Annotated in this window: 20 protein-coding genes and 3 pseudogenes; 15 read left to right on the top strand and 8 right to left on the bottom strand. The window is 58.8% G+C overall.

What is annotated here, in order from left to right; all coding sequences use genetic code 11:
- Together A3A9_RS40945 and A3A9_RS46190 are read left to right on the top strand one after the other, a co-directional pair.
- The coding region (locus A3A9_RS40945; protein ID WP_430515916.1) for a Ulp1 family isopeptidase at positions 1-3,203 on the top strand (3,203 nt) is incomplete at its 5' end.
- 121 nt (positions 3,204-3,324) lie between these two features.
- A pseudogene (locus A3A9_RS46190) lies at positions 3,325-3,787 on the top strand (IS66 family transposase); the annotation flags it as partial.
- An 89-nt stretch (positions 3,788-3,876) separates the two neighbouring features.
- Here the strand turns inward: A3A9_RS46190 and A3A9_RS0137130 are convergent.
- Positions 3,877-4,602, bottom strand: a complete 726-nt coding sequence (locus tag A3A9_RS0137130; protein ID WP_027033428.1) for a response regulator — start codon at positions 4,600-4,602, stop codon at positions 3,877-3,879.
- 1,304 nt (positions 4,603-5,906) lie between these two features.
- Between A3A9_RS0137130 and A3A9_RS0137120 the strand changes: the two genes are divergently transcribed.
- From A3A9_RS0137120 to virB11, 11 genes are read left to right on the top strand one after another with little or no spacing between them, the layout of a single operon-like run.
- Positions 5,907-6,689 (top strand): type IV secretion system lytic transglycosylase VirB1, encoded by a 783-nt coding sequence (locus tag A3A9_RS0137120; RefSeq protein WP_027033429.1) that lies wholly within the window; start codon positions 5,907-5,909, stop codon positions 6,687-6,689.
- A gap of 14 nt (positions 6,690-6,703) precedes the next feature.
- Positions 6,704-7,069 (top strand): pilin major subunit VirB2, encoded by a 366-nt coding sequence (gene virB2, locus A3A9_RS0137115; protein WP_032925931.1) that lies wholly within the window; start codon positions 6,704-6,706, stop codon positions 7,067-7,069.
- The gene (locus A3A9_RS0137110) at positions 7,069-7,395 is read left to right on the top strand and encodes a type IV secretion system protein VirB3 (RefSeq protein ID WP_006329140.1); all 327 of its coding nucleotides are present in this window, start codon (positions 7,069-7,071) and stop codon (positions 7,393-7,395) included. Before virB2 ends, A3A9_RS0137110 begins: the two co-directional genes overlap by 1 nt.
- On the top strand, positions 7,395-9,764 hold the full coding sequence (locus tag A3A9_RS0137105; protein ID WP_027033430.1) for a VirB4 family type IV secretion/conjugal transfer ATPase: 2,370 nt from the start codon (positions 7,395-7,397) through the stop codon (positions 9,762-9,764). Before A3A9_RS0137110 ends, A3A9_RS0137105 begins: the two co-directional genes overlap by 1 nt.
- A gap of 13 nt (positions 9,765-9,777) precedes the next feature.
- Positions 9,778-10,452: a type IV secretion system protein VirB5 gene (locus tag A3A9_RS0137100; protein ID WP_027033431.1), complete on the top strand. Its 675-nt coding sequence runs from the start codon at positions 9,778-9,780 to the stop codon at positions 10,450-10,452.
- 57 nt (positions 10,453-10,509) lie between these two features.
- The gene (locus A3A9_RS0137095; RefSeq protein ID WP_027033432.1) at positions 10,510-11,397 is read left to right on the top strand and encodes a type IV secretion system protein; all 888 of its coding nucleotides are present in this window, start codon (positions 10,510-10,512) and stop codon (positions 11,395-11,397) included.
- Positions 11,398-11,423: 26 nt separating this feature from the next.
- Positions 11,424-11,582 carry a type IV secretion system lipoprotein VirB7 gene (locus A3A9_RS43675; RefSeq protein ID WP_080680416.1) on the top strand — a complete coding sequence of 53 codons (159 nt, stop codon included), beginning with the start codon at positions 11,424-11,426 and terminating at the stop codon, positions 11,580-11,582.
- Positions 11,579-12,292: a type IV secretion system protein VirB8 gene (locus A3A9_RS0137090; RefSeq protein WP_027033433.1), complete on the top strand. Its 714-nt coding sequence runs from the start codon at positions 11,579-11,581 to the stop codon at positions 12,290-12,292. Before A3A9_RS43675 ends, A3A9_RS0137090 begins: the two co-directional genes overlap by 4 nt.
- On the top strand, positions 12,289-13,170 hold the full coding sequence (locus A3A9_RS0137085; protein ID WP_027033434.1) for a TrbG/VirB9 family P-type conjugative transfer protein: 882 nt from the start codon (positions 12,289-12,291) through the stop codon (positions 13,168-13,170). The genes A3A9_RS0137090 and A3A9_RS0137085 overlap by 4 nt, the downstream gene beginning before the upstream one ends.
- On the top strand, positions 13,167-14,306 hold the full coding sequence (gene virB10 / locus A3A9_RS0137080; protein WP_027062883.1) for a type IV secretion system protein VirB10: 1,140 nt from the start codon (positions 13,167-13,169) through the stop codon (positions 14,304-14,306). Before A3A9_RS0137085 ends, virB10 begins: the two co-directional genes overlap by 4 nt.
- Positions 14,290-15,330, top strand: a complete 1,041-nt coding sequence (virB11, locus tag A3A9_RS0137075) for a P-type DNA transfer ATPase VirB11 (protein ID WP_027033436.1) — start codon at positions 14,290-14,292, stop codon at positions 15,328-15,330. The genes virB10 and virB11 overlap by 17 nt, the downstream gene beginning before the upstream one ends.
- A 122-nt stretch (positions 15,331-15,452) precedes the next feature.
- Here the strand turns inward: virB11 and A3A9_RS0137070 are convergent, their stop codons facing one another.
- The 7 genes and pseudogenes from A3A9_RS0137070 to A3A9_RS0137030 all read right to left on the bottom strand — a co-directional run bounded on the left by A3A9_RS0137070 (position 15,453) and on the right by A3A9_RS0137030 (position 23,309).
- Positions 15,453-17,993, bottom strand: a complete 2,541-nt coding sequence (locus A3A9_RS0137070) for a two-component system VirA-like sensor kinase (RefSeq protein WP_027033437.1) — start codon at positions 17,991-17,993, stop codon at positions 15,453-15,455.
- Between the two features lie 981 nt (positions 17,994-18,974).
- Positions 18,975-19,584 (bottom strand): annotated as a pseudogene (locus A3A9_RS43670) (ISKra4 family transposase); the annotation flags it as partial.
- Positions 19,585-19,598: 14 nt separating this feature from the next.
- A pseudogene (locus A3A9_RS44675) lies at positions 19,599-19,726 on the bottom strand (IS630 family transposase); the annotation flags it as partial.
- Positions 19,727-19,838: 112 nt separating this feature from the next.
- Positions 19,839-20,726: a dihydrodipicolinate synthase family protein gene (locus tag A3A9_RS0137050; RefSeq protein WP_027033440.1), complete on the bottom strand. Its 888-nt coding sequence runs from the start codon at positions 20,724-20,726 to the stop codon at positions 19,839-19,841.
- A gap of 18 nt (positions 20,727-20,744) precedes the next feature.
- Entirely contained in the window at positions 20,745-21,383 is a 639-nt protein-coding gene (locus A3A9_RS0137045) for a LysE family translocator (protein WP_010914002.1), read from the bottom strand.
- An 84-nt stretch (positions 21,384-21,467) separates the two neighbouring features.
- Positions 21,468-22,157, bottom strand: coding sequence for a B3/B4 domain-containing protein (locus A3A9_RS0137035; RefSeq protein WP_027033441.1), 690 nt, complete (start codon positions 22,155-22,157; stop codon positions 21,468-21,470).
- Positions 22,158-22,556: 399 nt separating this feature from the next.
- Positions 22,557-23,309, bottom strand: coding sequence for a carbonic anhydrase (locus A3A9_RS0137030; RefSeq protein ID WP_027033442.1), 753 nt, complete (start codon positions 23,307-23,309; stop codon positions 22,557-22,559).
- Between the two features lie 681 nt (positions 23,310-23,990).
- On the opposite strand from A3A9_RS0137030, the gene A3A9_RS0137025 reads away from it, so the two are divergent.
- Together A3A9_RS0137025 and glmS are read left to right on the top strand one after the other, a co-directional pair.
- Positions 23,991-24,635 (top strand): acyl-homoserine-lactone synthase, encoded by a 645-nt coding sequence (locus A3A9_RS0137025; protein ID WP_027033443.1) that lies wholly within the window; start codon positions 23,991-23,993, stop codon positions 24,633-24,635.
- Positions 24,636-25,091: 456 nt separating this feature from the next.
- The gene (gene glmS / locus A3A9_RS0137020; RefSeq protein ID WP_027033444.1) at positions 25,092-26,915 is read left to right on the top strand and encodes a glutamine--fructose-6-phosphate transaminase (isomerizing); all 1,824 of its coding nucleotides are present in this window, start codon (positions 25,092-25,094) and stop codon (positions 26,913-26,915) included.
- Positions 26,916-26,956 lie beyond the last annotated feature (41 nt).

Below are 26,956 nucleotides of genomic sequence, written 5' to 3'. Positions count from 1 at the left end.
GCGTGTCGGACGCTTTCGCAACATCTGGGCACGCCGGAGTTCAGGCCCCCGCTCCGCCAGTCTTGGCTGCCAGCCAACAGCAGATCCGGCCCTCGCCGGATGCGCTTGACCATCGCAACCACCTGCCACCCCAGGGGGGCATCNTCAACAACGAACATTCCACAGCGCTGTTCCGGCCAGCGAAGAGGCAGAGGGCCGTGGATAGGCCGCCAGCCGTCGCCATTCAGCAGCAGCCGAGCGAAATCGGCAATTCAGGCGGCCGCATGCCGATGCAGCCCCCCATGCAGCAATTGGGTGAATTGCCATTGCAAGGGGTACCGGTTCAAGGGACANGGTCCGAACACATCGGAAGGCTGCATGCGGGGGCCGCGCCCTCAGCAAGGTCCGAGGCGCCCCCGGCTGCGATCGAGGACTCCATAAACGTTTCGTTCGCCGTCCCCCAAGGCTTCTCCCATGGGACCCAACGCGTCCCAGACGCGATGCTCTCTTCCTTGGACCGCCCTGGCCTCTTGCCAGATGCTGGCCAATCGCGGCAAGCGGGTTTTGAGCAGCACGTGGCCGAGCCGCGCCGAGCCGAACCTGTCGCGAGTGGCGCCCGTGCCACCGGCTATCCCCATTTGTCCGACGAACACCGGGACCTTATCGATAAGGCGATCGCCCACGCTGCGGCTCAGCAAAAATATAGCGAGAGCACGGTCCTAAAATACAGGTATGCACTTCGCCGATTGGCAAATGATCTCGGCGCTCGTGGCCAAGCGACTGATCTAAAAAATCACCAATCCCTGGTCGATCACCTCGATGCTTTCTTTCCGAAAAACGATGATATGAAGAGGGCGTTGAACGTCCTGCGTGTCTATCATGAGCCGGGCTATTCAGTGACTGTTGGTGCCCCGGCTAACCGCTATCCCCACTTGTCCGACGAACACCGGGACGTGATTGATAAGGCGATCGCCCATGCTGAGGCTCAGCAACACCATAGCGCGCCGACGCTGCGAATATACTCGAATGCGCTTCGCCGATTGGCGAATGATCTCGGCGCTCGTGGCCAAGCGACTGATCTAAAAAATCACCAATCCCTGGTCGATCACCTCGATACCTTCTTTCCGAAAGACACTGACATAAAGGATATAAGGCCGGCGTTGAACGTCCTGCGTGCGTATCATGAGCCGGGCTATTCAGCGACTGGCCGGTGGCGAGTGACGGTGCCTTCAAAGGCAGATGCGCATGTCTTGGAACAAGTGACCAGTGACAGCAGCTTGGCCCCAAGCACCCGTGTTGCCTATGGTCGTAGTCTTCGCAGATTTTCTGAGGAGCTTGAGAGTCGGGGCCAGACGATCTCTGGGCTGGATCATGATTCGCGGATCGAATTCGCCGAGGTGTTGTTTCCAGGCAACGATTATCTCCGCTTGGCGCTTGAACGGGTTCGCGATGCGAAGCCTGCGTCAGACAGGATCGTGGCGGACGCTTTGGCAGCAGCCGGCTCTGGGCACGCCGGAGTTGAGGCCGCCGCCCCGCCAGCGTTAGCTGTCAGCCAACACCGGCCCTGGCCGGATGCGCTTGACCAGGGCAACCTCCTGCCACCCGAGCGGTTCATCATCAACAATGAACATTCGACGGCGCCGTTGCGGCCGGCGGAGAGGCAGGGGACTGATAATCCGCAAAGCATCGCCATTCAGCAGCCGCCGAGCGAAGGCGGCCGCGTGCCGATGCAGCCCCCCATGCAGCAGTTGGGTGAATTGCCATTGGCAGGGGTACCCGTTCAAGGCCCAGGGTCCGAACACATTGGAAGCCTGCATGCGGAGGCCGCGCCCTTTGCAAGGTCTGAGGCACCCCCCGCTGCCATCGAGAACTCCATAAACGTCTCATTCGCCGTGCCCAAAGGCTTCTCCCATGGGACTCAACGCGTCCCAGAGGCGATGCTCTCTTCCTTGTACCATTATGGCCTCTTGCCGGACGCGGACAAGCCGGAATGGAACTACGAGATTAAAGGCCACGGCTACACCGCCCGGAGGCCAGAGGAGGGCAATGACGTTTGGCTCCTCCATCGCGGAGCGATAAGGGAAGCTGGAGCGGCAGCAGTACCGGCAAGGGCTCCGGGACCCGCCTTGCCAGCGACCGCCAGGCTCTCAGACACCCATCTCGGGGTTCCGTTGGTCGATCTGACCACCTCCTCCGATGCACACATCGAAGCCCTTCCGTCAGGCTTGTCCAATCTCCCCCGGGGGGCGGTGCTCGGGGCCACCGAACTGTTGGGCGACGAACATATCCAGAGGGATTACGAATTCCTCGAGCAGCAGCTGCAGCAGGCCGATCCAGCGCTCGCCGCCCGGACGCGGCTGGTCGATCCGTCGGTCTCCCATCTGCTGCGCCACATGGAGCAGCAAGACGCGCGAGGCACATTGCAGTCGATTTATGATCGAAACGCCGGCCCATCCGACTTCCTGTTCGTGCCAGTGAACGATGGGGTGGGTATTGACCGCGGCACCCATTGGTCGCTGCTCCTCGTAGATCGCCGCGATCCGGAAAGAGCGGTCGCCTATCACTACGACTCCATCCAGCAAAATGAACAGCGATACAACGACGCGCCTGCACGAAAGCTCGCTACAAGACTGGACGCGACCCTGGTAACACCCGACATGGCGCAGCAGAAAAACGCTGTTGACTGCGGCGTCTTCGTGGTGGACGGCACGCGCGAGCTGGTTCGTCGATTGGCGAACGAAGAGCGGCCAGACCAGCAGCTGCCGCTGCACCTCAACTACCTCGTCGCCGATCGGCAGGCGCTGCAAAACCGACTGAGAGAGGGGCGCTTGCCGCACGAGCTTGCCGCAAGCCCCGCCGAAGCTTTGGCAGCAGCCGGGTCGCAGGTGCAACACGCCGCCTTGCAAGAGCAGCAAGCCAGACAGGTCGCGCCAGCGCCGTTGGAACGGCACTTGGGCCAGACGCGCGAGGCCGAGGACAAGCTGACGAGTACACTGCACAGGAGCAACCGCGTGAACAGCGGGGGCGTCATCATCAACACTGAACGTTACACAGCGCCGTTGAGACCAGCGAAAAGGCAAAGGACTGACAATTCGCAAAGCCTCGCCATCGGGCGGCAGCCGAGCGACGCAAACACAACGTCCGTCGGCCAAGCCTCCGATCAAGCCCGAGCGGACCTCATGGCTTCCTTCAGGAGCAGAGAGCGCTCCGACGCTGGGCGTTGAGCTCGACGGCTAAGCAGAACAGCTCTTTTGGCGACGGAGAGGCTGATGCGATCTCCGGACCGGTAGCTCTCGCCGTAATTGATCGGACTGGCACTGTTGGAAGGCGATGTAGGCCTGGAACTCGCCGATCGCCAGCGAGGCGCTGAGACGATCGCCCACCTCAATAAGATCGAGGACGATATCCGCGGCCGATCGGCCGATGAACGCCGTGCGACGCGTCGGGACAATAGCCGCGCTATTGTCGCCATCTTGAACCTTGGCTGCGTGAAAGCTCGGCCTGATCGGTCAGAAGACCAAGGTCGCCGGGGCAATCCGCTACATGCTCTCACGCTGCGAAGGCCTCTCGCGCTTCGTTGACGACGGTCGCACCGAGATCGACAACAACACCGTCGAGCGCTCAATCTGTCCGCAAGTACGCGCTCTTCGCCGGCTCGAACGGCGGTGCCGAACACTGGGCGGTCATTGCGTCGCTGATCGAAAGCTGCAGGCTCAATGGTGTCGAGTCACTCGGTTATCTCGCCGACGTCCTCACCACCAGGATCGTCAACAGCCATCCCAGCCAGATCGACGAGATGCTGCCTTGGGTCCGACATCCAGGCGCCGAGCTAAAGGCCGCCAGAAAACACCGCCACGCTTCATCAGCCTCGTCAGCCAATCTCCAGAATAGCTCCTGTCAGGCGGCCAAGGTGCCTCCGTAGCTAACGTCTACGTCAGCGTTGAAGAAATACCCTGCACCACGGCATGTCTTGACTAGCCTTGGATTGGCCGCATCAGCCTCCAGCTTTCGGCGCAAGCGCAAGATTAGGACATCGATACTTCGATCGTAGACCTCTTCTCCACGCACACGGCTCGCGAGCAAAAGCCGTTCTCTGGATAGGACATTGCGGGGGTTCTCCAGGAACGCGATCAGCAGGTTGAACTCACATGCGGTAAGCTTGACTTCGCCACGCTCCGCACAGATCAGTCGCCGCTGCTTGACGCTGAGCTTCCAGGCTCCGAACCGAAATGAGCGATGATCTTTCGTTCGCGGACTGGAAATGCGCTGGCGTAGCCCTACTCGAATGCGGGCCAAGAACTCGCGCAGCCCGAAAGGCTTGGGGATGAAATCGGTTGCGCCGAGCTCCAGCGCAACGACTTTTTCCGCCTCATCAAGCCGGTCGCCGCTGATCACTATGATGGGTAAATCCGATTTTGTCGCCAGGTTGCGGACGATGGCAAGCCCATCCTCCCGGCCTAGGTTGAGGTCAACAACCACGAGATCGACTGGCTCATGCGATAGAACGTAGTTAAACTGCTTGCTATCGTTGACTGCGGTCACCTTCAAGGCATGCATCATGAGATACTGGGAGATGAGGCGTCGCATTGCGGCATCATCGTCAATGACAAGAACATGTTTCAACGGCTCACCTTCAATCTTGAATCCCCTTGTCTAAAGCTGTTGCCGAGCAACCCTTGGGGCACCACGCAGAACAGCTGCCCCTTGCTACCACTCGCCGGTGCGTGCGGCCAATGTGAGGCCGTTGCTCGGCCTGGTCTTTTCATCCACAGCGAATTGACCGCATCCAGGCAGCCGGTGGCCACCACACATCTCCAAGCGCCGGTATGACCCTGCCGTGTGGTCCTTCGCTTATTCGCGAGCTCCGCCGTTGGTGCAGGCCTGCCAACACCACTTGATTACGACGGCACGGACGCCCGATCGCTTGCCATGTCCTTGCATCTTCTTCGCGTTTCTGGCGCTTGCGGACCTGGATCACCTCGAAATCCTCCCGCTCGTGCGTGCGGCTCGGACGCGGTGGAGCAGCGCGGCGTTTGATTGATCGCAAAGGCGGTTGGCCGAAGAACGACCGTGATTCGCTATAGTGGCCTTGTGCCAACGCTATGTCTCCTGCCCAAGGCAGGTCATTGGGCAGTGGCCGGCGGCGCCAATCCTGTTCCCGGCGATCGGCAGGTCCGATTACGGTTACGGTTACCTTGCGAGCTAACATTTCTCAGTTGGTGCAATACTTTCCTTTTGAGCCTGTCACTGTACTTGTCGAGAGCGCTGTCGGACTGCGTCAATCCGCCTGCGGTTTCTGCCGATGGGATTGTGCGTGACCACCAGTTCGCGGCGCGGCCGAACAGCTGAACCAGGTCTCGCACCAGGCCGGCTGCGCCGCCACGTCTTCCCAGTTGACCCTCGTCCCCGCGTATTTGCGCCTCCGACGAGCTTCGCGGACGAACTCGCGGTTTCAACCAATGCCTGAGTATGCAGGGCGCATGGCCGTCTCTTGCAACAACGGCAGCATGCCGCAACATTGGGCAGCTCGGCGCCCTAGTCGGTTCTCGCGTTCGATCGACCCCAGCTTCCGCAGCCTGAGACGAAGCCGCCAAGCTCCCCATTTTGTCCTTCGGCCAGGCGCTGACACAAGATTCCATCACCGCCCATGCTAAGTCGCGGTTGACGCTGCAGGAGCAACGGACGGCCGGGGCGGGCAATCCCGCGCAGGAATGATCCACCACGATGGTCGAGATGTGCCGGCTGATCGCGCCCGCGCAACCCGCGCATGCGCAAGGTGCCCATGCACCCGGATATGAACAAGCTCTTTGCTTCAGTTGAAACCGAAAAGCTGAACTTGAACATCACGCAGTAACAAACCTGCCCGATAAGCGCGTGCCGGACAGGGCCAGAACCGGTCCGGACGCTTGGAAAGGTAGGGGATAGGAATGTTTATTGCAGCTTGGCCGCTGGCCATCGCCCTGTTGACATCCATGTCATTCCCAGCCGAGCCCGCGCCACTTTCGCCCCGTGAATTCCACCGCCTGTCGCGCAAATGCGCTCCCTGGGTTGCGCCGTCCACGCTCGCCGCGATTGCCAAAATTGAAAGTGGCTTTGAAACGCTGGTGGCTCATGACAACACCACAGGTGAGCAGCTTCGCTGGACAGACCACCTGGAAGCGACGCGGGGCATCAAGAACCGCCTCGAAGCACAACATTCCGTCGATGTCGGATTGATGCAGATAAACAGCAAGAACTTTTCCTTCCTCAATCTCACGCCGGAAAAGGCTTTCGAGCCCTGCGCCTCGCTATCGGCCGCCGCCCACTTGCTTGAAAGCCGGTATGCCGGCGGCACGACTGCTCCGGCGCAGCAACTGGCGCTTCGCCGTGCCATCTCGGCCTACAACACGGGCGACGTCACGCGTGGCTTCACCAACGGTTATGTACGCAAGGTCGAGTCGGCCGCAAAGGACATCACGAGTCATCTCGAGCGAACGCTGGAGCCGACCGCCCCAGATGCGCCACACCTTGAGGCATCCGGTCGGAAAGCCGTGCCGCCTCTGCTCCAACAGAGCCAACAGGCCAATGGAAAGCAGCCCAACCAAAATTCTTGGGACATCTGGGGCTCGTATGAGTCAAACCGCTCCGGGGCCGATCCCTCCGGTCCGACAGGCAGCCAGGCTGCGGAAGAGCGGGAACCCTCGAACCCGAACAAACTCGTATTCGATTGAACCATGGAGATACAATGATGAAGCCATTCAAAATACTTCGTGCGCTTAAAACGCGTGTTCCTTCGCCTTTTTCCATGCTGCGCACGACGGCTGAATATGTACCGGCCGCTGCTGCAGGCGCCGCGTGGACGGTCTTCTCCATCGGGCCAGCCTCGGCTCAGGTGACCGGAGGGACGGATCCCGCCAAGATGGTCCAGAATATCTGCACCTTCATACTTGGCCCCTTCGGACAATCACTGGCCGTGCTCGGACTCGTGGCCATCGGCATCTCTTGGATGTTCGGTCGTGCTTCACTTGGCTTGGTTGCGGGTGTCGTTGGAGGGATCGTCATCATGTTCGGCGCAAGCTTCCTGGGCAAGGCGCTCATAGGCGGTGGCTGATGAGCGACCGGTTGGAAGTGAGCACCCTCTATGTGGCGGCGACACGTCCCGCACTGTTTCTGGGGGTGCCGCTGACGCTGGCCGGATTGCTGATGATGTTGGCTGGTCTCGTCATCATTGTCCTTCAAAACCCACTTTATGAAATCGTGCTCGTGCCACTCTGGTTCGGGGCACGGCTGGTGGTTGAGCGTGACTATAACGCCGCAAGCGTCGCGCTCCTCTATTTGCAGACGGCCGGCAGAAGCGTGGACGGGCCGGTCTGGGGTGGCGCGAGCGTCAGCGTCAATCCGATCAGAGTGCCGAAACGCGGAAGAGGAATGGTGTAATGTTTGGCGCCAGTGGCCGGACCGAGAGATCTGGCGAGATCTATCTTCCGTATGTCGGTCATCTCAGCGATCAGGTTGTCCTGCTGGAAGACGGATCGATCATGGCCATGGCACACGTGAACGGCCTGCCCTTTGATTTGGAAGACGCAGAGATGCGCAATTCGCGCTGCCGCGCGTTCAACACTCTCTTGCGCAACATCGCGGATGACAATGTCACGCTATACGCTCATCTTGTGCGCAACAACGATGTGCCGGAGCCGGCATCGCGCCAGTTTCAAAGTGCATTTGCTGGCAGTCTGAGCGAGGCCTATGAGCGACATGTGCTGTCGGGCAAGCTCTTTCGCAACGATCACTTCCTCACTATCGTCGTGTCCCCCCGCACCGCAATCGGTAAGATCGGCTGGCGCATTGCCAAATCCCCCAGACGGAATGACAACGATCTGGCCACACAACTGCGAAGCCTGGAGGACCTCTGGCAGATCATTGCTGGCTCACTCGGCGGTTACGGTCTGCGCCGGTTGGGTATTCGCGAGAAAGGCAACGTGCTCTTCACGGAAATTGGTGAGGCGCTTCGGCTGATAATGACTTGCCGGTTTCTTCCGGTTCCGATGGTTACCGGCTCGCTTGGCGCCTCGATCTACACTGATCGGGTCATCTGCGGGAAGCGGGCGCTTGAGATTCGAAGACCCGGGGATAGCTCCGTGGGATCATTGTTTTCGTTCCGTGAATATCCGGCGACGACGCGGCCAGGCATGCTAAATCCCTTACTGTCCGCCAACTTCCCGCTTGTCCTGAGCCAGAGCTTTTCCTTCCTCACTCGGCCACAAGCTCATGCGAAGCTTAGCCTTAAATCCAGCCAGATGACGAGCGCCGGCGACAAGGCTCTCACCCAGATCAATGAACTTGCCGAGGCAGAGGACGCACTGGCAAGCAACGAGTTCGTCATGGGTTCGCATCATCTGAGCCTGTGCGTCTATGGCGACAGCCTCAATAGCCTTGCCGATCGCGCAGCAAATGCGCGCGCAAGGCTGGCCGACACAGGCGCCGTTATCGTCCAAGAGGGTATCGGCATGGAGGCCGCGTACTGGTCCCAACTCCCGGGGAACAACAGGTGGCGCACGCGCCCCGGGGCGATCACCTCGTACAATTTTGCCGGGCTTGTCTCATTTGAGAACTTCCCCAGCGGTTCCAGCTCCGGCCACTGGGGCAAAGCTGTTGCGCGCTTTCGCACAAACGGTGGAACGTCTTTCGACTACATCCCCCATGAGAATGACGTCGGCATGACGGCGATATTCGGACCCGTCGGCAAAGGCAAGACGACGCTGATGACCTTTATCCTCGCGATGCTTGAGCAAAGCGTGGTCGATCGCAATGGCGCCATCGTCTTTTTCGATAAAGACCGGGGTGGTGAACTGCTGGTGCGAGCCACGGGAGGGACATACCTTGCGTTGCGCAGAGGCGCTCCGAGCGGCTTGGCCCCTCTGCGCGGACTGGACAACACCTCCGCCTCGTTGGATTTTCTGCGCGAATGGCTGATGGCCCTCATCGAGAGTGACGGCCGTGGTCCGATCTCGCCGGAAGAAAGCCGTCGACTGGAACGTGGCATTCTTCGTCAACTTTCGTTCGAACCCGCCATGCGCTCACTTGCGGGCCTGCGCGAATTCCTGCTGCACAGCCCCTCGGAGGGCGCGGGAGCACGGCTGCAGCGGTGGTGTAGAGGGAATGCGCTTGGATGGGCCTTTGACGGCGATGAGGACGAAGTCAGGCTGGATGCCTCCATTACCGGCTTCGACATGACGCAGCTCCTGGAATTTGAGGAGGTCTGTGCGCCGGCCGCCGCATATCTTCTGCACCGCGTGGGCGCTGTTGTCGATGGCCGTCGGTTCGTCATGAGCTGCGACGAATTTCGGTTCTATCTGCTCAACCCGCAGTTCTCGGCTGTTATCGACAAGTTCCTGCTCACCGTGCGCAAGAACAACGGCATGTTGATACTCGCAACGCAGCAGCCTGAACACGTGCTTGAATCGCCCCTCGGAGCCAGTCTCGTTGCACAATGCATGACCAAGATCTTCTACCCATCACCGACGGCCGACCGGGCCGCGTATGTCGATGGCTTGAAGTGCACCACGCAGGAGTTCGAAGCAATCCGCCAGGGAATGGCAATTGGCAGCCGCAAGTTTTTGCTCAAGCGCGAGAGCGGGAGTGTTGTTTGCGAATTCGATCTTGGCCAGATGCGCGAGTATGTAGCCGTACTCTCGGGACGGGCCAACACCGTGCGCTTTGTCGACCAGCTTCGTGACCAGCACGGAGATGCCCCAAGTGCGTGGCTCGACAAGTTCATGGCTCGTTACAACGAAATTCAAGACTAACGGAGGAATATTCATGAGATTTCCCACGCTTGCAGCAACGACGCTTGCCGCTTCCTTTCTGTTTAGCGGACAGGCCCGGTCGCAATTTGTCGTCATCGACCCGGCGGTAGTAACACAAGCGGGCTTAACAGCGGTTTCCACTGCGCAGATCCTGATAAAGTCAGCCCAGACGCTCGCTTCCACGATGGAAATGGTGGAGATACTAAAGTCGTCATTCGGTGTCACGGGGCTGCTAAGTTCACTGAACCAAGGAAATCACTACCCGTCGGGCTATCAGCTTGAGAGGCAGATGTTTGAGGGTCAGGCGCCAACTTCGATTAAAGCGCGTGCAATTGCGGACAACCCAAACCGGAAAGTCGACGGCACGGATTCAGAAGCGAAACTGTTACAGGGACAAATCGCTGGTGCCATCAATGCCGCAGCTCTTGCGTCCGACACTCTGGGCGTAATGGACAAGCGCCTTAAGGCCAACGACAACACGCTTGGTCAGCTTTCCCGCTCGGGAAATATTGTGCAGGCCACCGTCACCAACGGTCTGGTCCTCAAGCAGATTCATGATGCGATTATCCAAAATGTCCAGGCCACGAGTCTGCTGACGATGGCCACTGCACAAGCGAGCCTTCACGCCGCAGAGGAGGCCGCGATGCAGCGTCGCGAACGCCAGGACACCGCCAGAATGTTTGAGTAGCGACGCTTAGTTCATCTGGCTCATCTGCGCTGATCAGGGGCAAATAAGGTTCACGCAATGGTTTTCAGAATTCCTGCGCCATTCACGGCCATACACGCGATCTTTCATGTGGCCTTTACGGCGGGGCTGCACAAAGTGATTGGAAACGTCCAAGAGGCGGTCAGTGCGCCTCTGGTTGCGTGCGTCACGCTCTGGATCATAATCCAAGGCTTTCTGGTCATGCGCGGTCAAGTCGACGCGCGCGGAGGTATCTCGCGCGTAGTCACGGTATCGATTGTCGTCGCCCTCATCTTAGGGCAGGCCAACTATCAGCTGTACATTGAATCGGTCTTCGACGACACGATTCCAAAGCTTGCCCACCAGATCAGCGGAAGCACCTTGCCCTTCATCGGTATCCCCCAGAAGCTCGACGTAATGTTCGCTTCAAGTCAGAGTGCCTTTCAGCGGATTGCTTCCGAAATTGGGCCAATGAATCAGCAGGACATACTTGCCTTCCAGGGAGCGCAATGGATTTTGTACGGCTCGCTCTGGACAGCGTTCGAGATCTATGATGCCGTTGGAATTCTGACGAAGGTGCTCCTGGCGATCGGCCCCCTCGTTCTTGTAGGCTATCTTTTTGATCACACTCGAGACATGGCTACCAGATGGATCGGCCAACTGCTCTCATACGGGCTGCTGCTTGTCCTCCTCAACATCGTTGCAACGATAGTTATCGCGGCAGAATCAGTCGCGCTGGGAGTCATGCTTGCGGTGATCAAATACAAGGGTACGACAGCAGCCAAGATCATCGGGCTTTACGAGCTCGATATGCTTTTCCTAGCTGGTGACGCTTTGATCGTCGCGCTTCCGACGATCGCCAGCAGCATAGCAGGCGGTTCTTGGGCAGGTGCGAACCAATCTCTTAGCAGCCTCAATCGCCGCATTGCCAAAACGGCAGGTGGTTAATCAATCGACAAGCGCGGTACCTCAACATGAAATACTATCTACTTTTGTCAATACTGGCTTTGGCGGCCTGCAAGACAACCGATAAGCTTGCGACCTGCACGGGTTCGCCATTCCAACTGAACGTGGGACAATGGGAAACCTCCCCTGAAGATCTTCAAGTCGAATGTGCGAAAGAGCCCAAGTGAAATTTCCTGAACATGCCCTTCTGGTGGAGAGAGAAACGCTAGCCGCCCACTATAAGAAGGTGGAAGCGTTTCAAACTTCACGAGCGAAGTCTGCGCGGCGCCTGTCAAAGGCCCTCATAGCCTTTGCGGCAGCGGCGGTCCTAGGAAATGTTGCGCAGGCATTTACCATCGCTGCCATGGTCCCGTTGGCCAAGCTCGTACCTGTGTTCCTCTGGGTGCGCCCGGATGGAACAGTTGACAGCGAAGTGTCAGTCTCTCGACTGCCGGCAACCCAAGAGCGAGCCGTCATAAATGCTTCGCTGTGGGAATATGTACGCCTGCGCGAGAGCTACACAGCCGATTCCGCCCAATACGGCTATGACCTCGTATCCAGTTTCAGCGCACCGGCTGTGCGGCAGCAATATCAAGATTTCTTCAATTATCCGAATCCCACCTCGCCGCAAGTCACAGTCGGCAAGCTCGGCAAGCTCGAAGTCGGGCATATTTCCTCAAACGACATCAGTCCGGACGTTCAACAGATCCGATACAAACGCACCCTTTCCATCGATGGGCAGATGCCGTTGGTGACCACCTGGACCGCAACCATCCGCTACGAGCGCCTGACAGATCTGCCTGCCCAATCAAGGCTCACCAATCCGGGAGGTCTACTCGTCACTTCCTATCAAACCTCGGAAGATAGCGTGTCGAACCTGGGTGACGTGCAGCCATGACAAAAAGAGCGTTTCTCGCACTGGCCTGTTCACTACTCTTAACGCTGGAGGCTTCCGCGGAAGACACCCCGCTTGCCGGCAAGCATGATGCACGGATGCGCTACTTGGCTTACCGTCCCGACGAAGTGGTGCGCCTGTCGACCGCGGTGGGGGCAACGCTGGTCGTCACATTCGCGGCCAACGAGACCGTCGCAGCCGTGGCCGTTTCCAATAGCAAAGACCTGGCTGCGCTCCCACGCGCCAACTACCTGTTCTTCAAGGCCAGCCGGATCCTGCCGCCGCAGCCGGTCGTCGTTCTGGCCGACAGTGAGTCCGGTACCCGCAGATATGTCTTCAGCATTTCAACGAGAGCGATGCCAAAATTAGATGAGCAGCAACCTGACTTATACTACAGTGTGCAGTTCACCTATCCCGGTGATGAGGCCGCTGCTTTGAGACAGGCAGCAGAAAAGCGCTCGATTCTTGGTCAGGCCCGGGCAAAGGTGCAGCAGGAACAGAGGGTTCAGGATTTGTTGAATCGGCCCGGTACAACTGCCAGTTCCGACGAAAGCAATTTTCACTACGTCGCAAAGGGCGATCGATCGCTGGCGCCGCTGCAGGTTTTCGACAATGGCTTTACCACCGTATTTGGCTTCGCAAGCAATTCCCGTATACCCTCCCTCTACATCATCAATCCCGATGGCAAGGAAGCCGCTGCCAACTTCACAGTCAAAGGCGACTATGTTGAAGTATCCGCAGTCGCCCGGGAATGGCGTCTGAGAGATGGCAATACGGTATTGTCGATTTTCAACAGGGCTTATGATCCTGTTGGACGAGCGCCGGGCACCGGTACAGTGAGACCCGACGTGTGGCGCGTTTTGAAAGGCTCGGGCCGATGAATGAAACCGGCCCACAGTCGGGACACGATGTAAATGCATCCGCATCGTTGGTCTCGGAGCCGGCCCGCCGGCATGTTTCGGGACCACAGAAATTGGCCGTCGCCGGTCTTGTTCTCATCTCATCTCTGTCGCTCATCTGGCTCGGAAGTCGTCCCAGCACACAAGACGAACCCTCTCAGCCAAACCCGCCAATTTCCCCCAACGCCGAGCCGTTCCGCCCCGTGCCTATTGAGCTTGCTCCCGAACCTCCAGCGCCTGCAAAGGCGGCGCAGGCGTCAGATCCTGCGCCATCCACGCCGCAACCCGCAGCAGCTGAACCGCCGCCCGAGGAATCACCAATTTTCGCCTACAGCAGCGGCAGTCAAAAGCCCGACGTGGCTCAGCGGAGCGAAGACGCCCACAAGGATGCTCCCGCGACCGCGGATGAGATCTCGACCGGTGGCGATCTGTCAGGCCGATTGAAGCCAGATATACAGGAGCCGAGCCGGGCCACACTTTTGCCGCACCCTGATCTCGTGATTACTCAGGGAACGATCATTCCTTGCCTTTTGCAAACGGCGGTCGACACAAATTTGCCCGGCTATGTGAAGTGCGTCTTACCTAAAGACGTCCGCGGCGCCACCAACAATGTCGTGCTCTTGGATCGTGGGACGACGGTGATTGGCGAGATCCAGCACGGTCTCGAACAGGGGGATGCGCGTGTCTTCGTGCTGTGGACGCGCATCGAAACACCTGACCATGCCCTCGTTTCGATAGCATCGCCGGGCGCTGACGAGCTCGGCCGCTCCGGAGTGCCTGGCACGGTGGATAATCACTTCCGGGAACGCTTTGGCGGAGCAATGCTGATGAGCGTCCTTCAAGGCGCGTTCCAGGCGGCCGGTCAATACGCGGCGAGCTCTGGCGGAGGAAGCGGCATCGACAGCTTCCAGAGCAATGGCGGACAAGCCGTCGAGACGACATTGAGAGCGACGGTCAACATTCCGCCAACCCTGAAGAAAAACCAGGGAGATGCTGTATCCATCTTTGTGGCTCGCGACCTCGATTTCTCGGATGTATACGGTCTCACGGCAACTGTCGTGGCGCCAGCCCCCCAACATCGCCAACGCCGGAGAGACAACAATGCGATCGGAGGCTGACCCTCAATTGCGTTTGCTTCTCGACCCCGTTCTGAAATGGCTTGAGGAGCCGAGGACCGAAGAGGTCGCTATCAACCGGCCTGGGGAAGCGTTTGTGCGACAAGCCGGCGTCTTCACGAAACATCCGCTACCGCTAGGTTATAACGATCTGGAGGACATCGCGATTCTCGCTGGAGCGCTGCGCAAGCAAGATGTCGGACCGCAAAGCCCCCTCTGTGCGACTGAGCTGCCGAACGGAGAGCGGCTACAGATCTGTTTGCCGCCCGCTGTTCCCTCAGGAACAGTAAGCCTGACGATACGGCGTCCTTCAAGTCGTGTGACCGAACTGAAGGAAGTTTCTTCTCGCTACGAATACTCACGTTGGAATCAATGGCGGTCACGAAAACAGCGCCAAGAGCGGCAGGACGAAACTATTCTTCAGCAATACGACGATGGTGACTTGGAGAAGTTTTTGCAAGCGTGTGTTTCGGGACGGCTCACGATGCTGCTTTGCGGACCTACTGGAAGCGGCAAAACGACAATGAGCAAGACTTTGATCAACGCTATACCCCCGCAAGAGAGACTGATAAGTATCGAGGACACGCTGGAGCTTGTAATCCCGCACGAGAACCATGTCCGGTTACTCTATCCAAAGGACCGAGCCGGCGTAGGTGCGGTGACAGCCGAGCAACTGCTGCAAGCGAGCTTGCGCATGCGCCCTGATCGAATATTGCTCGGCGAGATGCGCGATGATGCTGCATGGGCCTACCTTAGCGAAGTCGTCTCCGGCCATGCGGGATCAATATCAACGATCCATGGGGCCGATCCGGTCCAGGGCTTCAAAAAGCTCTTTTCCCTCGTCAAGAGCAGCCCGCAAGGAGCCGCTGTGGAAGATCGAACGCTTCTTGACATGCTGTCGGCTGCCGTTGACGTCATTGTGCCGTTCCACACCCAAGGTGACCTGTACGAGGTGGGAGAGGTATGGCTCGCCGCCGATGCCCGGCGACGGGGAGAGACAGTAGCCGACCTCCTTAACAAGCACTAAGGCTAGAACAACGTCTCGGGATCGATAAGTCCATTGTGATGCGACGCGTCGTTTTGTTCTGCTTCGATGTCTTTTGCCAGGCCTTCTCACATTACTTGCATAGAATGAGCGAGTCGGCGGCATCACGCCATCATCATTATACGTATCGCATGCTCTATTGTCCTGGACGAGACCGGTCTCGCTAGCCGAAGGACGAAGGCCTGATTGTCAGATGTGACCGGCATGGGGTCGATGTCACCGATGACTATGAAAGGCACCGCCATGATGGTGGGGCATACGGACTCGGCCCGTCCTCGCTCGAGGAAAGGCGTCTTCGCCAAAATCAGCAGGTCAGCTGCCTTCCCGCTCTCGATCCAGCCGCAAAGACTTTCGAAGGTCGCGAAGCCGATCGGCTCATAACCCAGCGCGGCGATATTGTCCTTGTGAATCTCCAACTCTGCTGGATCGGGCTCCACGACTGCAATGATTCCGCCGTTGGCCGGTGATCCGTTGTATGGGCCGAAAGTGACGTCAGCGCTGACTGGCTCCTCCTCGGAGGCTGGCAAGTAGATATCAAAGCGCGTACCTCGGCCAACAACCGAGGTGACGTCTAGGCATCCTGCGAGCGCGCTCACGTGCCTGTCAACCGCAGCAAGACCCAGCCCGGTCCCGCCGACGAGAGAGCGCGTGGTAAAAAAGGGCTCAAAGACATGCGGAAGTATCGAATTTGCGATTCCTGGGCCATCGTCGCTGATGGAGAGGAGGACGTAATCTCCAGGTCTCAAGGTGCCCTGAGCCAGCGGCTTGGTTTGGCACACCTGGGCGCGAGAAACGCTAACCTCGACGCGGCCCTCGTTCAAGACAGCCTCCGACGCGTTCTTGCACAGATTCATGAGGATCTGCTGCATCTCGGTTGGGCTGCCCTCGACCACCGTTTGCCACTCGTTGATCTTGAAGTTCAACTGAACACCCGCACGAACTGTAACCCGCAGCAATGGCGCAAGATCCATGACAATTTCGGAGACGTTGAAAGGCAATGCAACGCGCTTGCGGTTTCGGCTGAGTGACAAGATCTGGTCAACGATCAGCTTGGCGCGGTGTCCAGCTAAGATGATTTGGTCGATGTGGTTCCGTATTCTGGAGGGGCGACGCACCAGACCTTGGGCAATTTCTGAATATCCGATTATTGCGCCTAAAATATTGTTGAACTCATGTGTGGCGCCGCTTGCGATCGTGCCGACGGTCCTCAGCCTTTCCACCTGCTCCCATCGACTCACCAGAAGGTCGCGTTCGGCATTTACACGTTGCATTTCAAGATGGTTGCTCAAACGCCCAATGGCACTGGCAAGAACCCACAGGTCGCCTGCTGAGGGGAGTGAGCGATCTCGTTCAAAAACAAGGATGCAAACCACAGCCTGCTGATCGGAGGCCCTGCAAGCAACAATTTGACAAACACCGGAAGTGTCTAGGGCGGTGCGAACCATTTCCGCCGCCGGAACGACGCGAAACACTGGCCGTCCGGCGCGGACAAGTGAAACGACTTCATCAAGAAGCGCGACGTTCCAGACACGCATGCACGTGTTCGTCACAAAGCACTCGGTATGCCTGCTGAGACTCGGATCCACCTGAGCAAGCGCGCATTGATCCGCGTCGAAAGCGCGTTGAACAAGTCTAAGCGCTGCTTCGGTTGAAAAGCGCGGCGACGCGTTCTTTGCTTTACTTTCGTTGAAGCGAGCTTCGATCTCACGCATTGCCTCTTCAAGCTCCAGCCGCCTTTCCAACCGGTTCGTCCGCACATGCAGCCTGAAGGCCCGAATGATCGCAAACAAGCAGAGGCATATGGACACCGAGCCAAAGAAAAGTCGTGTGCGCTGCGCTTGCGCGCTGGCCAAGCTGTAGTCTTTCAGATATTCGCGCTCCAGTTCGGCGCCCTTGGCGAACGTGTTAAAGGATGCGATCCGATCGGCTGCGCGGTCCACTCTCGACAACGCGGACAGGATAGCGCGGCCGTTGCGGACAACATCGTGGGTGGCTTGGTCCTGGCTCGGAGGAAGTCGGCTGAGAGACTGATCGATCTGTGATGCGAGGCTGAATCCCGGTCTGGCCGAAAACTGAAGGATCAAATTGGAGAGTTCAAGCCTGTTGGACGGCGCCCCCTCAAGGCGATTAACCGAGCGAGCAAACCGTACGAGAGAGCTTTGCAGAAGCTCATTTTGCGCAGCCGCTGCCGAGATGGCAGCCTCTGTGTTCTCGACGGACTTTTTGAGCTGTGCAAGCAACCTGGAGTGCGCTCCGGAGCTCTCATCGGGCGAAATCTCGGCAAGGCGTTGCAAGTTTGTAACGTTCCTTTGCAATGCTTGGAGGGTAGAATCAACGGGGCGGAAGTCCAATACCATGTCGGTTCGAGCGCGGGCGACATCGCGCTGGAGCAATGCGTAGTTGATCTGAATCGTTCGCAGTTCACTTAGGACCGCCTCGTCGACCTGTGGGTCCTGCCTCTGTATCCCGAACAAGAGCGCAAACGAGGCCGCCAGGGCGATTACAAAAACGTTGTCGGTACTGAGCCTTTTTTCACAACGAAACGGCGTTTGATGCGCGGTGCGCGCCTTGCGAAAGTCTGATCTGAATTCTAGCTCCTCATTGCTTCGGTGTGCGGCCGGATGCTGCTGGAACAGGAAAACCATGTATACCTCTCCCCTCATAAAGACGGCTTAGACACCGTCGCACTTTGCCCCCGTGGCCCCGCTGACCCTCCGTTGAATTTCGCGGCGATTAGACTTCGACGGTTCTGTTCCGAACTCTGGCCACTCGCGAGCTCGACGCGAACGTGGAAACTGAAGGCACGGCGTTACGGCACGTGAGAAACTGGGCTATCCGTGAATGCTGATTTGATAGTTGTTGAGAAGGGAAGGCACCAATGCCAGGCTGACACCGCGTGACGGATTCAATCGAGATTTGCCTGTTTTCGCGCGGCGAGTCGAACCACGCCGATGTTGAAGGTACCGTTGAGTCTCGTCATAATGACGGCAGGAACCGAATACTCGTGAGCCTTCGTTGCGTCAGTCCGCTCAAGCCATCACGCACGCGGCAGAGCTAACTTCCGGCAAGAGTTTCATAGCTGGGCCAACAAATTGCGCTCTATGCTTGACCAGAGTAAGCAGGACGTACGTACGATCGGCATGATCCCCGAGGAGCGTTCGCACTTCATCTCTTATCCGGTGAAGGATAGCCCATTGAGCAGCTCACCATCGGTTATGAGATCGAGGCGACACACAAGGCGGGCAACCGGTCGCAGTATTCGGAACTGTCTTCCGAGAGATCATGGAGGGACAGACAAGCCGCACGCTGCAGCAGCCTGGGGATGACACCGGTCGGCCAGCCATTATGCCGCTAACCCGCTTGCGATCTCTGTGCATTGTATCTCCTGCGTGCAGCCCCTGCATTAAGCCAGCGTCGACGACCAGAGCCCATGTTCCACCAAACAAGGGTTAGCTTTCAAGAAGCTGATTGAACAAATTGATTGTTTGGATCGCACGCATCCGAACAATGGATGCAGCTAAATGCAGCGGCGGTTTTCGTTAGATGCGAGCGAGCGTCTCTTGGCAAGAACCACCGCGGGGCGCGGGCGAGGTGAGGGGCTGCACGCCAAGCGCGTCGGGACGGTCATCGAGGATCTGCGTGCGGGTTTGCAGCAGAAGATGTGCGCCGATCCTGCTCCACTGCATCTGCCGCTTGTTGGCGAACCGCTTGGAACGGCGTTGACGGTGGCCTTGACGAGGGCCGAAGAGATGCGATCTCCGGACCGCTAACGCTCGCCGTAATAATCAGGCTGGCACTGTTGGAGGCGATGTAGGCCTGGTGAACTCGCCGATGGCGGTCAGGAACTTGCGCATGTTCGGCTAGCCTGTTTCGAGACCTTCCGCGTCGAATTGCAGGTCGGCGATTTCGTGACGGGCCCGATAGACGTCAACATGCCAGAGATGCCATTTGATCCTGCGCAGAGTTTCGAGCAGGTCCTGTCCGGTCTGCTCATCCTGGTTTTCGAGCCCTTGCACGAACTGCCGAAGGACCCTGATGCGCACGGTGATATGGAACCAGTCGGCGTTCTTCCCCACCGTCGGTGATGAAGGTGATATCCTGATTGGCTTGGACGGGCTGCTTCTTGAGATGGTCGAGAATGCGCCGTTGCGGCTCGCGATCATAGCCATAGACGAAACCGATGTAGCGCGGAGCACCCTCTTCAGGCAGCGAGCGGCCTACGATCAGCTCGAAATTCTACTTCCGGTCGTTTGGTCGCGGATGAAAGTTCGATGCGGCTGCAGAACGCGTTTGCGATGGCCGCCCATCTTCCCGGCGCTACCGGAGCACGATAACGTTGCGACCATTTCACCACCGAAGAGACCGCAAAGCCAAAGCGCGACCAACCCGATCCAATTCTGCGCCGCCCAACTTCCATCTCGAACGGTGCGCGGAACGCCCGCGCGCCGGGTGCCTAACTAGCAGTGGCACTGGGCATGCCCTGTGCTCGGCTATTCGAGCTTCTCCAATGCCTGCCTAATGTCATCTCCGGCGTCCTCCGGCAACGGCAAAATAGGGCGCGGTGGCTGGACGTGCGCCAGACCGAGGTAGTCGGCGATGACGAACATAACGCGGAAGCTGCCGTAGTGTTTGAACAAGGTCCAGAGCGGCCCGAAAGCGCGGTTCAACCGAGTGGACTCCACCGCGTCGCCGGACTGCGCTGCACGCGTCAGCGCAAGCGCCGGGACCGGCAGCAGACCTGCCGCAACGCTGTACCAGGTGTCACATCCGGCAAGCAGGGCATCCGCCGCGCCCCAATCGCCGCTGTATCCGATTGTGAACGTGTCAGTCGTCATCGACCGCAAACGTGCCAGTTCCCCCGCGTAATCGTCATTCGCCGCCAGAGGCATTTTCACAGCGACGATGTTGGACACCTCTGACAGCCGGGCGATCAATGCGTCGCTGAATGTGAAGCGCGTGGTGCTTGGATTGTTATATATGCACAAAGGCAATTCCCCCGCCTCGGCCACGGCGACGAAGTGCTGGAAGACTTCGTCCTCGTTCAGGGGAACGTAGGACATCGGTGCCAGGAGCAGGCCGTCAGCGCCAGCGGATTTGGCATCGCGCGCCAGAGCCTGAGCTTCATCGGTACGCAATGCACCCACACCCACGACAAGAGGCGTTTTGCCGCCGATGCATTCCACGGCAGCCTGAACGGCACGCTTGCGTTCTTCCCTGGTGAGGTAAGCATAACCGCCCGTGCTCCCCAGAAGGCCGATGGAGTCCGCTCCGGCGCGTTGAATACGCTCGAGAAAACGAGCCAGACCCTCGGTGTCGACATGCCCTTCCGCATCGGTTGGCGTAAGGGGGAACGCCGACAGGCCGTGAAACAAAGTCATCATCCATTCCTTTCGAAACTACATACGGGAAAGCAGCATACGCAGCCCGGCGAACGCGAAGAACATCGCCAACAGACTTTCGATCCAGCGGCGGCAGCGGCGATATAGAGCCACCATAGGCGGTGTGGAGAAGACAATGGCGTAGCCGCAGAATATCGTGACACTTAGGATGGCGCAGCCACCCAATATCGCCGCGATGCTTTGCCACGATGAATTCGGACCGATCCCCAGCGTGACGAGCGCGATCCATGCCAGCACGGATTTTGGGTTCGCCAAATGCATCAAGAGGCCCTTCCTATAGAGCTCACCCCGCGAAAGAGCGACTTGGTCGGTCGATGCGCGCACCGCCAGCTTCTCGTTCGACGTAAGCGCCGACCGTCCCGCCCTGAAGGCGAGGAATAGCAGGTAAAGCCCCCCGAAAACCTGCAGAACGAGCAGTGCCTGGGCGTACCTGGCCAACAGGGCGGAGATGCCGGTGGAGGCCATAAAACCCCAAAAGATCGAGCCGCTGACGACGCCGGAGGCAAGCATGAGCGCAGCACCTCTGCCGCGCGCCATCGCAACCCCCATAATGCGCATGTTGCTCGGGCCGGGGCTCCCCGCGGCAATGACATATGCAGCAAAGACGATGAGCAACTGATGGAGATCGACATTCATTCTCTCAGCCCTTGATAATCTCGATCGGATCGATCGCGCCGGATGCCCCGGGCGGCCAGCGATCCGCTCGCTCGACCGGAAACCTCATCCGGCGATGGCAATTTCTTGGCTCGCGATTTTGCAGCCAGGCATCAAGGCATTCAGCCCTCCGACCATGGCATCCGTCGCCTCTGCCAATGCATCGTCCGGCATGGTCTCCAACGCCTCCAGTACGAACCACATCCGGCCTGTTATGGTCTTCAGGCGGGTTCGAGTGCCCTGTCGCCAGTTCCAGCGTCGGCAGGTGACGCCAATGTCGTCGCGCCAGATGACCTCACCGGGCAAGGGAGGATCGTTGACCGCCTCTCCATTCATCATGGTGTCGAACGTCTCACTCCCGTCAGCGATCGTCAGGTGGGGTCTTCCGACATAGGCGTCAAAATTCTCTCCACCCACCGGGACTGCGTATTTCAGGCTGATGGCGTTGTAGAGATCGACGATCGGGTTGATCGTCGAAAGAGTGCCGTCTTTCAGAACCCGCTTTCTGAGGGCCTGGGCTGAGCACGGCGTACGGTTAGGCTTCGCGCCAAAGACGACGTAGGCGTCGGACCAACTCGCCAGATGAGCTTCTGCCCAAGCCGGGCCATCCGCCAACGCGCAATCGCAGGCTTCACCAAGCAATCGGGGATCGAAACGTCCTTCTCCAGCTGAAGTGGCATCGACGTAGACGCTCACGGCTCTAAATCCCGATGCAATATTCTTAATTCGACCGTCGATGATGGGACCCTCAAACATCCAGGCAACTCCATCAGTTCGAGCGCAAGCAATCCATGACCGGCGCGACCAGTCACGATCGCTTCCCTGACTGCAAGCCAATATTGCAGTTCACTGGTCCAAACTAAACTGCCACTTTTGGAGATTTTAATTGGTCCAGTATAAGGAGGGTTCTCGCAGCACGGGAGCGACGCGTCGAATTTATCAATCCCTGATCAAGCAGATCCGGGCCGGAGTGTACGGGTGTCGGTGACGCCACCCAGTTCTCCGCAAGCAAGCGGCCCACAAGTTCCCCATGATCCGGTCATGCTTTTGTGAACCCTAGGGCATTATGGTCGATGCCAGCGCCACCAGGGTGGCGTCGTACTGTTCGAAACCCCCCGATTGTTACCGCGGTTTTGCTTGACGCGCGCGATGACCTTAGCTGAGGCCCAGGATGAAGCGCCGATTGGAGGGACGGATCGACCGCGCGTTAGATGCGTAAAGCGTCGTAAACCGCTTGATGTCTGCGGTGTCGACCTCGACCGGTTCCATTGCAACCATCCACTCCACGTTTTCGGTGCAGGGCGGAGTCGTTAGTGATCCCTCATAGGTCCAGTAGCCGAGCGAGGCCGGCAAAAGCCCGTTGGGATCGAACTCGTCAACTGCCATCTCCTCGCCGGGCCGGGCCGGAAAGACCTTGGCGAGACCGGCAAAGCTTTTATTTGTCGCGCCAGGCGTAAGAAGGGCGCTCAGCACTCCCAGAGTATCGCTCTTTGTGTCTTTATGGACAAAATGCGCTTCCATCGGGAAGCTCATGCCCGCCACGTGATGCTCGCTCGGCGCGTGGAAATGCAACTGTGCCAGTTGGTAGACGCGATCCCCGCGGGTCAAGGTGCTGCCTTCCGGCATGTTGATTTGAATGGTGTGGCCGTTGTTCACCATCCTGCCGCCGCCCTTGAGCCAACTGATGTCGATGCGCGGTATATCCGCCTTTACCGTGCCGGCGATGTCGATGGGTGACTGCTGCCTGCCCGCCGAACAGGCGAAATTTCTCGTGTCCAGATCGGCCCAATGCTCCGGCCCGACCGAGCCGCCATATCCCCAATGGGCGCTGGCCGCACGCGCGGTCTGGGCGCAGATCGGGCACACGCCCAGCGCGATGAATCCTCTAATCAGGTTACGACGATGCATATTGCCTCGCTCCTTGATGCGAACCTTATGTGCTTGCTTCCAATTGGTGCAGTCAAGGCACAGCCGCAAGGGCGGGCGTAGGTTGAGCCGCGCCACCAGCGTACACGCCAGCCAGTCCTCGTCGAACTGGTAAACTGGAAGAAGCGTCGCCGCCGGCGATCGTTGGAGGCTACGCTCGCCGGTCCGTGGAAATGGCTGGCGACGTGGCTCAGATTCACCGTGCTGCCGCTGATCAGGCTAACAACCAGCACAGCCGGCGTCGCCGGTCCGGCTGTTACTCGGCGGTATGTGGCGCGTGACGTTGAAGCGGGAGTGTCGGGCAGGCAGTGCATTGCAAAAGATCCCCTCTTTGGCGAGACGAATTCCTCCATTCCAACTGATTCCCGACCTCTCGGCCACCCACTGTGTAGCCTGCCCGCCACGCTCTCCAAGACCATAAAGGCATGGATCAAACTCGCGAATACGCCTTGGAAAGCAGGTCTCAAAGGCCAAGGGGACCTTCCATCTGGAAAATGCCAAGCAAAGCTCGCGTTAGGACGATCCATGCGGTTGCCAGGCTGGCTGCCTCCGGTCAGGCGAGATCCGGATCCTTCCGCGAGGATAGCTGTAAACGTCTACAGGCTGCATCGCTGTGCGCTTTGCCCTTCGATGGCGGGAACACAACCCGCACGGAGGCGACGAATGATTCAGCTGATCACACCTGGCCTCTACAGCGAATTCGCAGGCGAGCTCAAAGAGATGCACGGGCTCAGATATCGGGTTTTCAAGGAGAGGCTCGATTGGGAAGTTCAGACGGGAGGCGAAATGGAAACAGACACCTTTGACGACTTGAAGCCTGTCTATCTGCTGCTCAAGGGATCCGATTGGCGAATTCGTGGCTGCGTGCGCCTCTTGCCAACCACTGGGCCGACCATGTTGCGCGACACATTCCCGGCGCTGCTGGGTGAGGCTGTGGCGCCCGCGAGTCCCGACATATGGGAAAGCAGCCGTTTCGCGCTCGATTTGCCCCCATCAACGCCCAAGGCGGCAGGCGGCCTTGCCCAAGCAACCTACGAGCTCTTCGCCGGCATGATCGAATTCGGCTTGGCCAACAATCTCACCCGGATCGTGACGGTGACCGATACGCGTATGGAACGGATCCTTCGCCTCGCAACGTGGCCATTGTCGCGCATCGGAAAGCCGCAGCCCGTCGGCAAAACGGAGGCGGTGGCCGGGTTTCTCGAGATCTCTCACGCCAGCCTGTTGCGCATCCGCTGGAGGGGACGTCTGAATGGGCCGGTACTGTGGCAACCGATTCTCGGGCTGCCGCACGGCCCATGCGGATAGCCAAGACGTGGTGCGTGGCCCCAGGGATCGGAAGAGGGTTTGCTTCTCGTCGCCGAAAGGAGCCATTGCGTCCGGCCTGGAGAAGCAAGCCGAGGAATGATGCATGAAGCAGCGTCCGCACAATTGAACGGCGAGATCAAAGAGTGCGCTGGGGCTACCCATTCGCACTCGGCCCAAGTATTCCACGTCTCCTCCGGCCGGCTTGCATGCTATTAACGCAGGTGAGGGCGCCGGCCATGACATGCGCAGCCCGTTGAAGGCGGAAGCGTACGCCCCGGTTCACATCACCCGCATTGGACTGAGGTTTAGTTCATCCATGGCGTGGATGATGGTTATCCCAACAATCAATTTTACCGAACTTACTGGATTCCATTAGAAGACTCTAACTGAGCGCATGCCGGGCGGCGTCCCTCGTCTGCGTCGGCTAAGGCTGCCGGGAAGAATTCGGAGAAGAACATGTGCGGAATTGTTGGCATCGTTGGGCAACAGCCGGTGTCGGAACGCCTGGTCGACGCATTGAAGCGTCTGGAATACCGCGGCTATGATTCGGCCGGCATTGCGACGATCACCGAGGGCACCTTGCACCGCCGGCGCGCGGAGGGCAAGCTCGTCAATCTCGAGAGGAGACTCAAGGAAGAGCCGCTGGGTGGTACCATCGGCATCGCCCACACCCGCTGGGCAACCCATGGGCCACCGACGGAACGCAATGCACACCCGCACTTCACGGATGGTGTGGCCGTCGTCCATAACGGCATCATCGAGAATTTCGCCGAACTGAAGGACGAATTGGCGGCGACGGGAGCCGAGTTCCAGACCGACACCGACACTGAGGTCCTTGCGCATCTCTTGGCAAGGCACCGCCGGGAGGGCATGAGGCGTGGTGAGGCGGTGCATGCCATGCTGAAAAGCGTCAGGGGTGCCTACGCGCTTGCCATCCTCTTTGAGGATGATCCGTCGACCATCATTGCGGCGCGCAATGGACCACCGCTGGCGATCGGTCACGGCGACGGCGAGATGTTCCTGGGCTCCGACGCGATCGCGCTTGCTCCATTCACGAATGAAATCACCTATCTCATCGACGGTGACTGGGCAGTTGTCGGCAGGACGGGCGCTGATATCTTTGATTACGACGGCCACCCCGTCGCGCGTCCGCGCCAGACCTCCGTGGCCGTGGCCACTCTGGCCAACAAGGGCAACCATCGCCACTTCATGGAGAAGGAAATCCTCGAGCAGCCCGAGGTCATCGCCGATGCGCTCGGTCATTATATCAATTTCATCGAAAATGGTGCCGATGCGGTTTTTGGCATCGACTTCGCCAAGATCCCGAGCTTGGCGATCTCTGCCTGCGGCACCGCATATCTCGCCGGGCTGATCGGAAAATACTGGTTCGAGCGCTATGCGCGCCTGCCGGTCGAAATAGATGTTGCATCCGAATTCCGCTATCGCGAGATTCCGTTGTCGCCGCAGTCTGCGGCTCTGTTCATTTCACAGTCGGGCGAAACCGCCGATACGCTGGCATCGCTGAGGTACTGCAAGCAGCTTGGGCTGAAAATTGGCGCTGTCGTCAATGCGCGCGAATCGACCATCGCTCGGGAGGCCGATGTGGTCTTCCCGATCCTTGCCGGCCCAGAGATCGGCGTCGCCTCCACCAAGGCCTTCACCTGCCAGCTAGCCGCTCTTGCCGCACTCGCCATCCACGCAGCCAAGGCCCGCGGAACCGTGACCGAAGATGAGGTGCAGGCGCTCGTCGAGAGCCTCGCCGAAATGCCGGGCGTCATGAGGCAGGTACTGGACAGCATCCAGCCGGAGATTGAGCTTCTGTCGCGCGAACTGTCAAAGTGTCATCATGTCCTTTATCTCGGCCGTGGCACAAATTTCCCACTGGCGATGGAGGGTGCGCTGAAGCTCAAGGAGATTTCCTACATCCACGCCGAAGGCTATGCGGCGGGTGAATTGAAGCACGGTCCTATCGCATTGATAGACGAGAACATGCCAGTGATCGTCATCGCGCCACATGATCGCTTTTTCGACAAGACCCTCTCCAACATGCAGGAAGTGGCCGCCCGCGGAGGGCGCATTATCCTCATCACCGATGGAAAAGGGGCAGCCGCATCGAAACTCGATACGATGCACACGATCGTGCTGCCGGCCACCGACGAGATTATCGCGCCGATGATCTTCTCGCTGCCGATACAGCTTCTTGCGTACCACACGGCGCTCTTCATGGGCACAGATCTCGACCAGCCACGCAACCTGGCAAAATCAGTCACCGTCGAATGATGTGACGCCTTCATTAGTCGCAACGCTCGCCCATTCGGAAA

The sequence above is a fragment of the Mesorhizobium loti CJ3sym genome, from assembly GCF_000472785.1.
Classification (GTDB): Bacteria; Pseudomonadota; Alphaproteobacteria; order Rhizobiales; family Rhizobiaceae; genus Mesorhizobium; species Mesorhizobium loti_E.
This window is presented reverse-complemented; position numbering and strand designations above follow the sequence as displayed.